The organism is Mycobacterium sp. NGS61 (assembly GCF_059812325.1).
Genome location: NZ_JCALCL010000001.1, coordinates 220635 through 233549 on the forward strand (window position 1 = coordinate 220635; position 12915 = coordinate 233549).

Genomic DNA, 12915 nt, shown 5'->3' on the forward strand with positions numbered 1-12915 from the left:
TCCGCGGGACCGCTGATGCGCACGGTGCCAGGGAAGACGGACCGCGTCGTCGTCGTGGGCGCAGGGTTCTCCGGACTGTCTGCGGCGTTGCATCTCGCCGGCCGCGGCCGCGAGGTCACGGTGCTGGAGCGCGAGCCCTGGCCCGGGGGGCGGGCCGGCCGGCGCGACGTGGGCGGCTATCAGATCGACACCGGGCCCACGGTGCTCACCATGCCCGACATCATCGACGAGGCGTTCGCCGCCGTCGGCGAATCCAGCGACCGGCACCTGGAGCTGCTGCACATCGATCCGGCGTACCGGGCGAAGTTCGCCGACGGCAGCAGCATCGACGTCCACAGCGACGCCGACCGGATGGCCGCGGCGGTGCAGGAGTTCGGCGGCCCGGGCGAGGCGGCGGGCTACCGTGCCCTGCGGCAATGGCTGGACAACTTGTACCGCACCGAGTTCGCCGGATTCGTCGACGCCAACTTCGATTCGCCGCTGTCCATGCTGACTCCGCAGCTGGCCAAGCTGACGGCCATCGGCGGATTCCGCCGTTGGGAGACGATGGTCAAACGACATATCAGCAATCCGCAGTTGCGGCGCGTGTTCACCTTCCAGTCGCTCTACGCCGGGGTCGCACCGCAGCACGCGCTGGCGGTCTACGCCGTCATCGCCTACATGGACACCGTCTCGGGGGTGTACTTCCCGCGCGGCGGCGTGCGGGCACTGCCGGACGCACTGGCCGCGGTGGCCGCCGGTGCCGGTGTCGAATTCCGTTACCGGACAACGGTGACCGATCTGGAGCGCAGCGACGGGCGGGTGACCGCGGCACTCACCGAGGACGGCCAGCGCATACCGTGCGACGCGGTGGTGTTGACCACCGAACTGCCGCTCACCTACCGGCTACTGGGCCGGCGACCACGACGGATCCTGCCATTTCGCGCGGCGCCGTCGGCGGTGGTCCTGCACGTCGGCTGTCGCGCCGTGCCGTCCCAGACCGCGCACCACACGATCCTGTTCGGGGACGCCTGGGAGCAGACCTTCACCGACATCGTCCGCGACGGCCGGGTCATGCGGGATCCGTCCTTGCTGGTGACTCGTCCGACCGCCAGTGACGCGAGCCTGGCACCGGCCGATCGCGACCTGCTCTATGTGCTGGCACCGGCGCCGAACCTGTCCCGGCGGCGGGTCGATTGGTCCACCGCGGCGCACCCCTACGCGGACAGCATGCTCGAGGCGGTGGCGCAACGGCTGCTGCCGGACCTGCGCGACGGGGTCGAACTGCTGCACCTCGACACGCCCGCCGACTGGGCCCGGCAGGGCATGACGGCCGGCAGTCCGTTTGCGCTCGCGCACACCTTCGCCCAGACCGGTCCCTTCCGGCCGGCCAACCTGGTACGCGGAATCGACAACGCGGTGCTGGCCGGGTCGTCGACCGTGCCGGGTGTCGGTGTTCCGACGACGCTGATCTCCGGACGGTTGGCCGCCGACCGCATCACCGGGGTTCCGGCCCGGTCGCCGAGCACGATCGACCTGAAAGCCCGATTGCCGTGATCCGCACCGAATTGGACGCCGCAGGCATCGACGATCCCGGGTTGCGCGCCGCCTACCGGCGCTGCCGGCAGATCGCCGCCGAGCACGGCCGCACCTATTTCCTGGCCACCAGGTTGCTGGCGCCCGACCAGCGTCCCGCGGTGCACGCGCTGTACGCCTTCGCCCGCCACGCCGACGACATCCTCGACGAATTCAACGCCGATCTCGATGTGGACGCGCGGGCCGATCGGCTGCAACAACTTTCGGAGAAATTCTTCGCCGGCGCCGGGTGCCGCGACGAACCCGTCCTCATCGCGGTCGACGACACCGTGCGCCGCTACCAAATCGCCAACGATCTGTTCGAGGACTTCCTCGCTTCCATGCGGATGGACCTGACCGTCACCGACTATCCCGATCGGGCCGCGCTCAACCGCTACATGCGCGGCTCCGCGGAAGTCATTGGCCTGCAGATGCTTCCGGTGCTCGGCACCGTCGCCGACCGGGACGAGGCCGCGCCGTACGCGGCCGCGCTGGGCCAGGCGTTCCAGCTCACCAATTTCCTGCGCGATGTCGACGAGGACCTGCTGCGCAACCGGATCTACCTGCCGGCCGACGAACTCGCCGCGCACGGCGTGGACCGCGAACTGCTGTGGTGGTGCCACGACCACCGCCGCACCGATGCCCGGGTGCGCAACGCCCTGGCAGCGCAGCACGAGATCACCCGGGACATCTACGCATTCGCCGCCGGCGGCATTCCGCTGCTGGCACCCCGGTCACGTCCGTGCGTGGCTACCGCGCTGACGCTGTACTCGGAGATCCTGGATTGCATTGAGGACAGCGACTTCTCGGTGTTCAGCCAACGCGCGACCGTCGCAACGACGCGACGGCTTCAGGTCGCCGGGGGCGCACTGTTGCGGTCGTGGCGGGCGCGCCTCACCCACGCCGGGACCGGCCCGCAGCGCCGAAGGTCCGGTGCCGCATGAGCGATCGCTGGCAGTATCTGGTGGTGCTCGGCCTGTGCCTGCTGATCACCGCGCCGCTGGAGATCTTCGGCCGTGGCGTGTACCGCAGGGCCGGCCGGGTCGTCCGCTCGCTGCTGCCGGTGGCCGCGGTGTTTCTGGTGTGGGATGCGGTGGCGATAGCCTTAAGGATCTGGACGTATGACGACAGGTACATCGTCGGCATCCACGTCCCGCCCCGCATTCCCCTCGAGGAGGTGCTGTTCTTCGTGGTGATTCCCTTGTGCGGCTTGCTGACCTACAACGCGGTGTCCACGATCCTGGACTGGAGCAGGCGCCGATGACCGGTCTGGGTTACACGTTGCCCGCGGTGGTCGCGGTGGTGGGCGTGTGCGCACTGGAACTGGCGGTGTTGCGCACCGGACTGTTCCGACGACCCGCCTACTGGCTGTCGATGGTGATCGTGCTGGGTTTCCAGATCCCGGTCGACGGCTGGCTCACCAAGCTCAGCGCACCGATCGTCATCTACAACGAACGACAGACCAGCGGCCTGCGCTTCCCGTTCGACATCCCGATCGAGGACTTCTTGTTCGGCTTCGCACTGGTCACCGCAGTGCTGCTGTTGTGGGAGCGGCAACGGGAACGGGGTGACCATGAATAAGACGGGACTGTCCCGCGGCGACGTCCCCGCCGCCTTCGACGTCGGCGCTGACGCCTACGACCGATTGGTGGGCGCCAACCCCGGCTATCACAGCAACCTGCGACTTTCGGTGCGCCGCATGGGCATTCCGGACCGCGGACGTGGCCTGCGCATCCTGGACGCCGGCTGCGGCACCGGCGCGTCGACGGCTGCGCTGCTCACCGCCGCTCCGGAGGCGGACATCATCGCCGTCGACGCGGCCGGCGGCATGCTGGACGCAGCGCGGGCGAAATCGTGGCCGGCCAACGTCCGCTTCGTGCACTCGCGCATCGAAGACCTCGGCCAGCACGACATCACCGGGCCGTTCGACGGCATCTTCGCGGCTTACCTGCTGCGCAATCTGACCGATCCGGACGCCCAACTGCGCGCCTTCGCGACCCTGCTCAAGCCTGGCGCCACCCTGGCGGTGCACGAATACTCGGTGCGCGACTCGGCCGTCGCCACCCGCATCTGGCACGCCGTCTGCTGGGGCATCATCATCCCGGCCGGCTTGTGGCGAACCCGCAGCACCACGCTCTACCGTCACCTGTGGCGCAGTGTGCTGGCCTTCGATGGCGCGGCCGCGTTCCGGCGCCGCATGTCCGACGCCGGGTTCGGCGCGGTACGCAGTGAGACCATGCCGGGCTGGGAACGCAATATCGTGCACACTTTCCTGGGCAGGGCACCGCAATGACCGATCGCCGCCGGTGCACCCACCCCGCCTCGCCCGGATTGCCCGACGCCACAGCGCTTTCGGCGCAGCCACGCGTGGTCGTGATCGGCGGCGGCATCGCCGGGCTGGCCGCCGCGACCGGGCTCGCCGAGCGCGGTATCGCGGTCGAGGTGGTGGAAAAAGAGCACTACCTCGGCGGCCGGGTGGGTGGCTGGACCGAGCAGATCGACGGTGCCGAACTGGCCTGCAACCGTGGCTTTCACGCCTTCTTCCGCCAGTACTACAACCTCAGGGAGCTGCTGCGACGGGTCGATCCGCAACTGCGCATGCTGACACCGGTCGAGGATTACCCCTTGATCGACGGCGCGGGCCGGCGCGACACCTTCCGGGGGCTGCCCCGCACACCACCGTGGAACGCACTGCTGTTCGCGTTGCGCAGCCCGACGTTTCGGCTGGCCGACCTGGTGCGGCTGGACGCCGCGGCCGCGGCGCCGCTGGCGGCCGTCTCGGTGCCGGAGATTTATCACCAGCTGGATCACCTCGACGCCGACACCTTCTTGAAAAGCATCAATTTCCCGGAATCGGCACGGCATCTCGCGTTCGAGGTTTTCTCGCGCAGCTTTTTCGCCGAACCCGCGCAGCTCTCGGCCGGGGAGTTGGCGACCATGTTCCACATCTACTTCCTGGGGTCCAGCGAAGGATTGATCTTCGACGTCGCCGCCGCCAATTTCGAAACGAGCCTGTGGAATCCGCTGCGGGACTACCTGAGTGAACGTGGGGTACGGTTCCGGCTCGGTACCGAAGTTCAACACCTGGACACCGACGGCCCGAAAGCGTATCGCGTGCACACGGATTCGTCCGATCCGCTCGATGCCGACGGGGTGGTCGTGGCCGCCGACGTGCGCGGGCTGCAGCACATTGTGGCCGGGTCGAACGAGCTGGGCAGCGAACTGTGGCGCAGCCAGATCCGCCGGTTGCGTACCGCTCCCCCGTTCGTGGTGCACCGCCTCTGGCTGAACCGCCCGGTCCGCGCCGACCGACCGCCCTTCCTCGGGACGTCCGGTCATCCCCCGCTGGACAACATCAGCGTGCTGGAGCGCTACGAAAGCCAGGCCGCCGGCTGGGCCCGCGACAACAACGGATCCGTAGTCGAATTGCACTGCTATGCAATGGATCCGACGTTCACCACGGACGACGCAATCCGCCAGCTGCACAAGCTGTATCCCGAGACCGCCGCGGCCGGCATCGTGCATCAGCAGGTGTTGCGGCGCAGCGACTGCCCGCTGTTCACCCCGGGCACCTACACCCGACGGCCGACGGTCGTCACCCCGCAGCCCGGGCTGGCGCTGGCCGGTGACGGGATCCGGGTGGACCTGCCGGTGGCGTTGATGGAGCGCGCCGCCACCACCGGCTGGCTGGCGGCCAACCACCTGCTTGCGCACTGGGGCCTGCACGGCCACGAACTGTGCACCGTGCCGGTCCGCGGCCGATCGGCGCTGCTGCGGTCGCTCGCGGGCCGACAGGGACGCAGGTGGCCATGAGCGCCGGTGACCAGATCCGCCGTCGGTGGCCGAAAGATTGGCCGCTGCAAGTGATTCCACCTACGCCGTGGACGCGCCAACGACCGACCTACGGCCAGGCGCAGCCCCGCATCATCGAGGACGCGCTGGATCGATCCCAGCGCCGGGCGACCGGCAACTGGTATGTCTTCGCGGCAAGTCGCGACGTGCGCACCGGTCGCGCCCACGGCGCGCGCGTCGCCGGCGTCGAGATCGTCGCCTGGCGCGATCGGCGGGGTCTCTTGCGGGTCGGACCCGGCAGCTGCCCGCACCTCGGTGCCGAGCTGGCCACCGGGACCGTCTCCGACGGGGTGTTGTTCTGCCGCTGGCACGGGCTGGCCCTCGACGGCAGCACCTGCAAGTTCGGCTGGGCACCGTTGCCCAGCTTCGACGACGGTGTGCTGGCCTGGGTGCGGCTGGATTCGGTGGGCGGGGAAGCGCCGCGGGACATGCCGGTGGTGCCCGCCCGGCCCACCGGCGACACCCTGCCGGCCGTTACCCGGCTGGTCGGCACCTGCGAGCCGTGCGACATCATCGCCAACCGGCTCGACCCGTGGCACGGCAGCTGGTTTCACCCCTATTCGTTCACCCAGCTCGAGGTGCTCACCACACCGACCGAGGAAGACGACCGCTTCCTGGTCTCGGTCACCTTCCGCATCGGACGGCTGGGCGTGCCGACGATCGCCGAATTCAGCTGTCCGGACGCGCGCACCATCGTGATGCGCATCGTGGAGGGCGAGGGCGCCGGTAGCGTGGTCGAAACACATGCCACGCCAATCGGTTCGGGTACGGACGGGCTGCCCCGTGTCGCGGTGATCGAAGCTGTCGTCGCCCAGTCCCAGCGTCCCGGGTTCCAGGCGGCACTCAAGGTCGCGCCGCTGATCACTCCGTTGATGCGCCACGCAGCGAACCGGTTGTGGCGCGACGACCTCGCTTACGCCGAGCGCCGCTATCGGTTGCGCCATGACAGCGCCGGCTGACGTCTGCCCCCAGCCCGCCGGGAAGCTGCGATGAGAAAAGCATATTCGGCCCTCGTGGTCTGCACCGTCGCCACGCATCTGGCCTATCTCCTCTATCTGCCCAGCGGTGGCTTTCTGGCATTGCGGTGGCGACGCACCCTGTGGCTGCACGTGCCGACGGTGTGCTGGGGAGCGGCGGTGGTCACCCGCAACTATCCCTGTCCCCTGACCACCCTGGAAGAGTGGGCCAGGGCCCGGGCCGGCATGGATTCGTTGCCTACCACCGGCTTCACCGATCGCTATGTCGCGGGGGTCATGTACCCCGCACATCGCACCGGCACTGCCCAACTGCTGGCCTTCGTCGCCGCCGCGGTCTCCTGGATCGCACTGGGTGTTGCGCACACCCGGGCCCGCCGATCAGTTTCACCGAACCGGAGCTGGGTATCCGACCGGAAATCGCCAGTGGAGGATGTGAATTGAATTGAGCGACAAGCGATTGAGCAAAGGTGACAAAGTCGAGTGGAAGAGCCACGGGCAGAACGTCAAAGGCAAGGTCGAGAAGAAGATCACGTCGGAGACCGAGACGGCCGGCCGAAAAGTCAAGGCGTCCAAGGACGAGCCGCAGTACAAGGTTCGCAGTGACAAGACCGGAAAGGACGCCGTCCACAAGCCCGGTGCGCTGAAGCGACGAGGCAAGTGATGGCCGCCAAGGACAACGAAACCACCTGGAAGGAGTTCAAGCAGACCGTCAACATGACGGCACGCGAGCTCGAGAAGTGGCTTGACTCAGACGAATCACGCTCCGTGGGCCAGAAACGACAAAGCAGCGAGGCCACCGGTCACGCCAGCGGTCGGCGGATCGTCGACATCCTGCGCACCAAGCGGGCCGACCTCGACGACGACGACTACAAGCACATGCGCAAGGTGCTCGGCTACGCCAAACGGCACCTGGCGCAGCGCCCGCAGGGCCGCATCGAGGACTCGCGGTGGCGCTACTCGTTGATGAACTGGGGTCACGACCCGACCCGGACATAGCGTCCGGACCTGCGCCGCACCCACCTGCCCTGCTCAGACCGCGTACCCTAAGCATCTGATGGAGGATCCAGGTCGTTGACGAAAAACCGCGCCAATGAGGCTGCGCCCGCGCGGGCGGAGTTGGAGAAGCTGCTGTCGGCCGATATGCGGGCGATCACCGCGAAATCGGATCGGATAGGGCGGCACTTCGCGCGGACAAACGACGTCAGCAGCAGCGATTTTCACGCCCTGCTGCACATCATGGTGGCCGAAACCGCAGGAAAGCCCCTGACGTTGGCGCAACTACGGCAGCGGATGAACGTCTCGCCGCCGGCCATCACCTATCTCGTCGACCGGATGATCGAGGCGGGACACATCCGGCGCGAACCCGACCCCGACGACCGGCGCAAGTGGTTGCTGCGTTACGAGCACAGCGGAATGACGCTGGCCCACGCATTCTTCACCCCACTCGGCGCTCATCTGCGGGCGGCCATGGCCGACCTGAGCGATACCGACCTCACCGCCGCACACCGCGTCTTCCAAAGCATGCTCGCGGCGATGTCGACGTTCGAGGAGGAGTTGCGCAAGCCGGATGCCTCAGCCGAGCTCGGACGCGACGGCACACGTCCGCGACGACGGCAGGGGTCGGCCCGCAGCGCCGCGCCGCGCGGCTGAGAGCAGCCGCTGTTCGACCAGCTCCGCGCCGCGCGGCACGCCGCCGGTGGCGGCGAATCCCGCCGCGACCCGCTTGGCCCCCGGTGCCATCGCGACCGCTTCCAGCACGGCTTTGCGCAGCCGTGCCGGGGTCAGCCGTCTCGGTGGCAGCCGGGTGCCGGCGCCGGCGACCTGCACCCGGCGCGCGACTTCGGCCTGGTCGCGCGCAAACGGCACCACGCACACCGGCACCCCCCGGTCGAGGGCTTTCACCGTCGTTCCCATCCCGCCGTGCGTGACGACGCAGATCGCGCGATCCAGCAGCGGCCCGTGCGGCAGAAACCGGCGCACGGTGGCATTGGCCGGCCGGCACAGATCGGCGGGGACGCCGGCCGGGAAAGTCGCGACCACATGTACCGGCTGATCGGCGAACGCGCGTAACACCGTCTCACCCAACTTCGCATCGCCCTGGGCGATCGACGACGTGTTGACCAGTACGAGGGGACCCTCGCTATCGGTCAGCCGGCCGGGCGCCCGCGCGGCGGGCGGCTCGAAGACACACGCACCGATGAAATGCACCGCATCACCCCAGTCCGGGTGGGGATACTCGAACGGCTCACCGCCGACGCCGAGCAGCAGCGGCGCCCGACGCATCAGCTCGTCTACGGAGTGGATCGGCCGCACGCCCAGTCGGTCGCGCAGGGCATTGATCCGGGGCAGCACCGGGCGATCGAAAAGATGGCGGACCACGGGCCGTAACGTCGCGTCGCGCGCGGCGCCCAGGACTCCGGGCAGCGGTCGCAGACCCGGGCCGAACGGCGGCGTCCCCCGCGACCGCAGATACGGCGTGAACGGTGAGAAGATCGACCACGCAATGTCGCCGGCGTCAGCCGCCGAGATGGCACCCCAGCAGTTCGCGTCCACGATGAGCGCGTCGGGCCGCACCCGTGCGACCGCGTCGCGCACATCGTCGACCTCGAACAGCGCCCGGCGGCACAGCACGTCGATCGAATTCTTCAGCACGCCCAGAGCACCGCCGGCCAGCCAGTCGTGGGCTACTACGGACTCGATGCGGGGGTCGACCGCCTCGGCCCGCACGCCGACCCGGCGCATGGTGACAACTTCGCTTGCCATGGTGCGCACGTGCACCTGATGGCCGCGCGCGACGAGTTCGACGAGCAGCGCGGCCATCGGGTACAGGTGCCCCAGGGCCGGCGAGCCGTAAGCCAGGATTACCGCCATACCGTGGCCATACCTCAGATGACGAGCCGCGCGCCGAGGCCGCGCAGTGCACGCAGATCCCCCGCACCGCAACCGTGCAGACAGATCCGCAGCTCGTCGATGAACCGTTGCAGCCAATCCGTTGCGGCACCGGCAGATTCGATCGCCGGGCCCAGCAGCGGCCGCGCCACCGCCACCACGTCGGCGCCCAGCGCGAGCGCCCTGGCGGCGTCCATCCCGGTGCGAATTCCGCCGGAGGCAACCAACGGGATCTCCGGCAGCGCCGCACGGACCTCCAGCAGCGCCTGGGCAGTGGGGATGCCCCATTCGGCCAGATCGGGATGGCGCAACTCGCCGTAGCGGACCAACTGCTCGACGCGCGACCACGAGGTGCCGCCGGCGCCCGCGACGTCGATGCCCGCCACCGGCTGCTCACCCGTGCAACGCAGCAATTGGGCGACGGCCGCAGCCCCGATCCCGTGACCGACTTCCTTCAGCAGCACCGGATAGTCCAGCATCGGGGCCACGTCGTGCAGCCGGTCCAGTGACCCGGCGAAGTCGGTGTCGCCGTGCTGCTGCATCGCTTCCTGCAACGGATTGGTGTGTACCGCAAGCACATCGGCTCCCACCCGGTCGAGCGCGCCGACGATGTCGGGCACCGCGTCCTTGGTGAACTGCGACAGCCCGATGTTGCCGAACAGCAGCACGTCGGGCGCGACGTCGCGCACCGCGAAGCTGCCGGCTGCCCGCTCCCCCCGCGCACTGTCCAGCATCACCCGTTGTGAACCGAGCATCATTCCGATACCGAGCCGCTGCGCGGCGGTGGCCAGATTCCGATTGATGATCCCGGACAGTTCGGCACCGCCGGTCATGGCGCCCACCAACACCGGCGCGCACAGTCGGCTGCCCATGAAGTCCACGGACAGGTCGACGTCCTCGAGGTTGGTCTGGGTCAACGCGTTGTAGGGCAGGCGGTAGCGTTCCAGCCCCGTCGTCACCTGGTGGTAGGACACGTCCTCGGCGAGGCACACGTCGATGTGGCGACGTTTTCGCGTCCTCATCTCACCCCGGTCACCGGACATGGGACCTCAGGCGCTCGCGCTGACGGGCACGGCGATTTCGTTGCGGCGCAGCGCCGGAATGGTCCAGGGCGGATCGTAGAACCATGCCGCCGGCGCGTCGGTCGGTTCGAATCCGAACTCGCGCAACGTGTTCAACAACTTTGCGGTCTGCGCGGCAACCTCCCGGCGAGCCGGGCTGCCGCTGAAGCGGCGGACCGCGATGTGTTGCTCGGGCACCGTGACCAACGAGATCTGGTCGTCGTCGGGCTCCGGCAGCGTGTCCATCGTCTTCGCCGACGGCATGAAGAACCGGATCACCCACTGGCCCTCACCGGCGGACTCCTGCGCGACCGGCGCCGACATCGGGATCTTCGCACCGCTCCGTGTCCGCTGCGCGCCGGCGGATTGCTGCGCTACCGGGGCCGTCATCGCGATCTTCTCGCGGACGTGGTTCGCCCCGAAGATATACCCGGCGAGCCGACGGAAGCCCATGCTGCGCGCCGCCTCCTCGTCGGCAGTGACCGTCGTCTGCGCGGCGATGCGCGCTCCGTAGGTACGGATCTCCACGGCGTCGGACAGCTTCTGCGCGCTGTAAGCCGGCTCCTCAGTGCCGCGGCGGTAACCCACCACGGAACCCACACCCTCGATGATCTGACCGATCATCGATCCGAGTGATCCGAACACCGACATATCGTTTCCCCACCGTCCATCATCTGGTAGTACCCACTCTCGAACGGGACAGACCCAGCCCTGACGCGAGTACTGCGGGCGAGCGGGCCGACCTCGGCCCTGGGCGTTGGTGCGCCGAAATCAACCCTACCCGGCACTTCGGACAGCTGTTAATTTGTTGAACGGTTAAGAAAGTTTGATTATGCTCGCGATGACTGAACCCGACCCCGCAGCCGAGGGCCGTTCAGTTGCCCAGAGCCGTCCGCCGCGGCATCGTTCCCCGACAACTGCCGCGGCGGTCGGCTCTGCGTTCATATCTCCGTAATTGGCTGTGCGGCAGCGTTATTGCGCATATATCGCAGCGCCGGCCGCCGCACTTCCGCAACTGCGGCTACGCTGTACACAGTTGAGTACGCAGCTGACATCCACGGGACGAGCAGACTTCCCGCCCGGCCCCTTAATTCTCAAAACCACTCGATAGGCCCACCGATGCACGCTGTGAATTCACCCGCCGAAAACCGTCTCCGCTACGTCGTCGACTGCGGCGAGGCGCACCTGTTCGTGTATTCGCGCGGCCTGGCCACCGTCGTGTGCGTCGACGGCGAAGTCGACGCGGCCAACGCTGACCGCTGCGCCATGGAACTGCGCCGATTCACCAAGGTGGGCACGCCACTCATTCTGGACCTGAGCCGGCTGCGGTTTCTGGGCCTGGACGGTTTCCAGCGCCTGCTGGCTCTGCACCACGAGCACCACACCGCAGGCCTCTACTGCGGCATCGTCAGCGGTGTCGCCCTGCGTCCGCTGCTGCGGATCGTCGGCGACCACGGTCTCTCACTGGTCAGATCAGTGCCCGAAGCACTGCAATTCATCGACGACGCCCTGGTGGGGCGCCGGCAGATGCTTCAGCGACTGGCCCGGTAGCCGTCCGCGAATTGTGATCGGAGTGGTGCGATGAAATTCCAGGACGAGCCCGGCCGGCACTTCCCTTACCGCTACGACGGCCGGCTGGCACCGCTCTGGCTGCCCTTCCGGTGGCCGGGCGGCCAGGGCGTGACACTGACCGACGACGGCCGATTCCTGGCGCGCTACGGGCCGTTTCGCGTCGACGTGCCGCTCTCCTGGGTGCGGGAGGCGCACGTGGCCGGCCCGTACCGCTGGTGGACCGCGGTCGGGCCGCGCCTGTCGTTCGTCGACGACGGACTGACCTTCGGGACCAACGCCCGGGCCGGGGTGTGCATCCACTTCGAGCCGAGCATCCCGCGCGTCATCGGACTCAAGGACCATTCGGCGCTCACGGTGACCGTCGCCGACCCGGAAGGTCTCGCTGCGAGCCTCAACGCGGACGACCGCACCTGATCGAATCTGTCTGCGCGACAACGCCTTGACTCAGGATTTCGGGGGTCCCATCTCCTGCTGGAAGCGGCGCATCGCGGCGATCAGTGCCGTGAACACCCGGTGCGCGGCTGCCAGGTCGGCGTCGGGCAGGTCCGTCAGGGCCGACTGCGTGTGCCGGCGCAGGGGGGTGAAGAAGGAACGGGTGGTCACCAGACCCGGGTCGGCATAGCGCAGGATGACCTTCCGCCGATCGTCGGGATGGGAATCGCGGCGAACATGACCGGAGTCGATCAACCGGTCCACCAGGTAGGTGATCGCCGCACCCGAGAGGCCCATGCGCTGACTCAGGTCACCCGATGTCATCGGCTCGCCGGCGGTTTCGGCGACCATGATGTGCAGCAGGGCGCGAAAATCATTGGGGCGCACATCATGGGAGACCGCGAAATGCCGGCCGATCTGGTCGGACTCGTTCGTCAGCTCCCGCAGGTCAGCCGAAATCTGCGACTCCAACGCGTCGCGTCCGTCAGCCTGCACGTGCGGATCCATGGCGATCCGGAGCATAGCGCGATTCGGCCCTCAGTTCAGTTGATTAATGTTTCAGCGACTGAAATGCTTGG

General features: G+C 68.2%; 17 protein-coding genes. 13 read left to right on the top strand and 4 right to left on the bottom strand.

From position 1 onward, the window contains the following. The first annotated feature begins 15 nt into the window (after positions 1 to 15). The 11 genes from crtI (at position 16) to AC5Y3Z_RS01100 (ending at position 8033) form a co-directional block, all read left to right on the top strand. Positions 16 to 1536 (top strand): phytoene desaturase family protein, encoded by a 1521-nt coding sequence (gene crtI, locus AC5Y3Z_RS01050; RefSeq protein WP_473138973.1) that lies wholly within the window; start codon positions 16 to 18, stop codon positions 1534 to 1536. Next, positions 1533 to 2498 (top strand): phytoene/squalene synthase family protein, encoded by a 966-nt coding sequence (locus tag AC5Y3Z_RS01055; protein WP_463827120.1) that lies wholly within the window; start codon positions 1533 to 1535, stop codon positions 2496 to 2498. Before crtI ends, AC5Y3Z_RS01055 begins: the two co-directional genes overlap by 4 nt. Next, positions 2495 to 2818, top strand: coding sequence for a lycopene cyclase domain-containing protein (locus tag AC5Y3Z_RS01060; RefSeq protein WP_473138974.1), 324 nt, complete (start codon positions 2495 to 2497; stop codon positions 2816 to 2818). Before AC5Y3Z_RS01055 ends, AC5Y3Z_RS01060 begins: the two co-directional genes overlap by 4 nt. Further along, positions 2815 to 3135: a lycopene cyclase domain-containing protein gene (locus AC5Y3Z_RS01065; protein WP_473138975.1), complete on the top strand. Its 321-nt coding sequence runs from the start codon at positions 2815 to 2817 to the stop codon at positions 3133 to 3135. The genes AC5Y3Z_RS01060 and AC5Y3Z_RS01065 overlap by 4 nt, the downstream gene beginning before the upstream one ends. Then, positions 3128 to 3847: a class I SAM-dependent methyltransferase gene (locus tag AC5Y3Z_RS01070; RefSeq protein WP_463827123.1), complete on the top strand. Its 720-nt coding sequence runs from the start codon at positions 3128 to 3130 to the stop codon at positions 3845 to 3847. The genes AC5Y3Z_RS01065 and AC5Y3Z_RS01070 overlap by 8 nt, the downstream gene beginning before the upstream one ends. Next, positions 3844 to 5367 carry an FAD-dependent oxidoreductase gene (locus tag AC5Y3Z_RS01075; RefSeq protein ID WP_473138976.1) on the top strand — a complete coding sequence of 508 codons (1524 nt, stop codon included), beginning with the start codon at positions 3844 to 3846 and terminating at the stop codon, positions 5365 to 5367. The genes AC5Y3Z_RS01070 and AC5Y3Z_RS01075 overlap by 4 nt, the downstream gene beginning before the upstream one ends. Beyond that, on the top strand, positions 5364 to 6365 hold the full coding sequence (locus AC5Y3Z_RS01080) for a Rieske (2Fe-2S) protein (protein ID WP_473138977.1): 1002 nt from the start codon (positions 5364 to 5366) through the stop codon (positions 6363 to 6365). Before AC5Y3Z_RS01075 ends, AC5Y3Z_RS01080 begins: the two co-directional genes overlap by 4 nt. 30 nt (positions 6366 to 6395) lie before the next feature. Next, entirely contained in the window at positions 6396 to 6824 is a 429-nt protein-coding gene (locus AC5Y3Z_RS01085) for a DUF2784 domain-containing protein (protein WP_473138978.1), read from the top strand. Position 6825: 1 nt separating this feature from the next. Then, positions 6826 to 7044, top strand: coding sequence for a hypervirulence associated TUDOR domain-containing protein (locus AC5Y3Z_RS01090; protein WP_463827127.1), 219 nt, complete (start codon positions 6826 to 6828; stop codon positions 7042 to 7044). Continuing rightward, on the top strand, positions 7044 to 7379 hold the full coding sequence (locus AC5Y3Z_RS01095; RefSeq protein WP_463827128.1) for a DUF3140 domain-containing protein: 336 nt from the start codon (positions 7044 to 7046) through the stop codon (positions 7377 to 7379). The genes AC5Y3Z_RS01090 and AC5Y3Z_RS01095 overlap by 1 nt, the downstream gene beginning before the upstream one ends. Positions 7380 to 7454: 75 nt before the next feature. Further along, positions 7455 to 8033, top strand: a complete 579-nt coding sequence (locus tag AC5Y3Z_RS01100; RefSeq protein WP_463827129.1) for a MarR family winged helix-turn-helix transcriptional regulator — start codon at positions 7455 to 7457, stop codon at positions 8031 to 8033. On the opposite strand, the gene AC5Y3Z_RS01105 is transcribed toward AC5Y3Z_RS01100, so the two are convergent. Genes AC5Y3Z_RS01105 through AC5Y3Z_RS01115 form a run of 3 tightly spaced genes read right to left on the bottom strand, consistent with a single transcriptional unit; the run spans position 7956 to position 10978 of the window. Continuing rightward, positions 7956 to 9254 carry a glycosyltransferase gene (locus tag AC5Y3Z_RS01105; RefSeq protein WP_473138979.1) on the bottom strand — a complete coding sequence of 433 codons (1299 nt, stop codon included), beginning with the start codon at positions 9252 to 9254 and terminating at the stop codon, positions 7956 to 7958. The genes AC5Y3Z_RS01100 and AC5Y3Z_RS01105 overlap by 78 nt on opposite strands. A 14-nt stretch (positions 9255 to 9268) precedes the next feature. Continuing rightward, on the bottom strand, positions 9269 to 10315 hold the full coding sequence (gene fni / locus AC5Y3Z_RS01110; protein ID WP_473138980.1) for a type 2 isopentenyl-diphosphate Delta-isomerase: 1047 nt from the start codon (positions 10313 to 10315) through the stop codon (positions 9269 to 9271). Positions 10316 to 10321: 6 nt separating this feature from the next. Continuing rightward, positions 10322 to 10978, bottom strand: coding sequence for an SOUL family heme-binding protein (locus AC5Y3Z_RS01115; RefSeq protein ID WP_463827132.1), 657 nt, complete (start codon positions 10976 to 10978; stop codon positions 10322 to 10324). Between the two features lie 483 nt (positions 10979 to 11461). On the opposite strand from AC5Y3Z_RS01115, the gene AC5Y3Z_RS01120 reads away from it, so the two are divergent. Together AC5Y3Z_RS01120 and AC5Y3Z_RS01125 are read left to right on the top strand one after the other, a co-directional pair. Continuing rightward, a complete protein-coding gene (locus AC5Y3Z_RS01120) occupies positions 11462 to 11884 on the top strand; it encodes an STAS domain-containing protein (RefSeq protein ID WP_473138981.1) in 423 nt (140 codons plus the stop codon). 30 nt (positions 11885 to 11914) lie between these two features. Further along, positions 11915 to 12319, top strand: coding sequence for a hypothetical protein (locus AC5Y3Z_RS01125; protein ID WP_473138982.1), 405 nt, complete (start codon positions 11915 to 11917; stop codon positions 12317 to 12319). 30 nt (positions 12320 to 12349) lie between these two features. On the opposite strand, the gene AC5Y3Z_RS01130 is transcribed toward AC5Y3Z_RS01125, so the two are convergent. Then, positions 12350 to 12859 carry a MarR family winged helix-turn-helix transcriptional regulator gene (locus AC5Y3Z_RS01130; protein WP_463827135.1) on the bottom strand — a complete coding sequence of 170 codons (510 nt, stop codon included), beginning with the start codon at positions 12857 to 12859 and terminating at the stop codon, positions 12350 to 12352. Between the last annotated feature and the right edge of the window lie 56 nt (positions 12860 to 12915).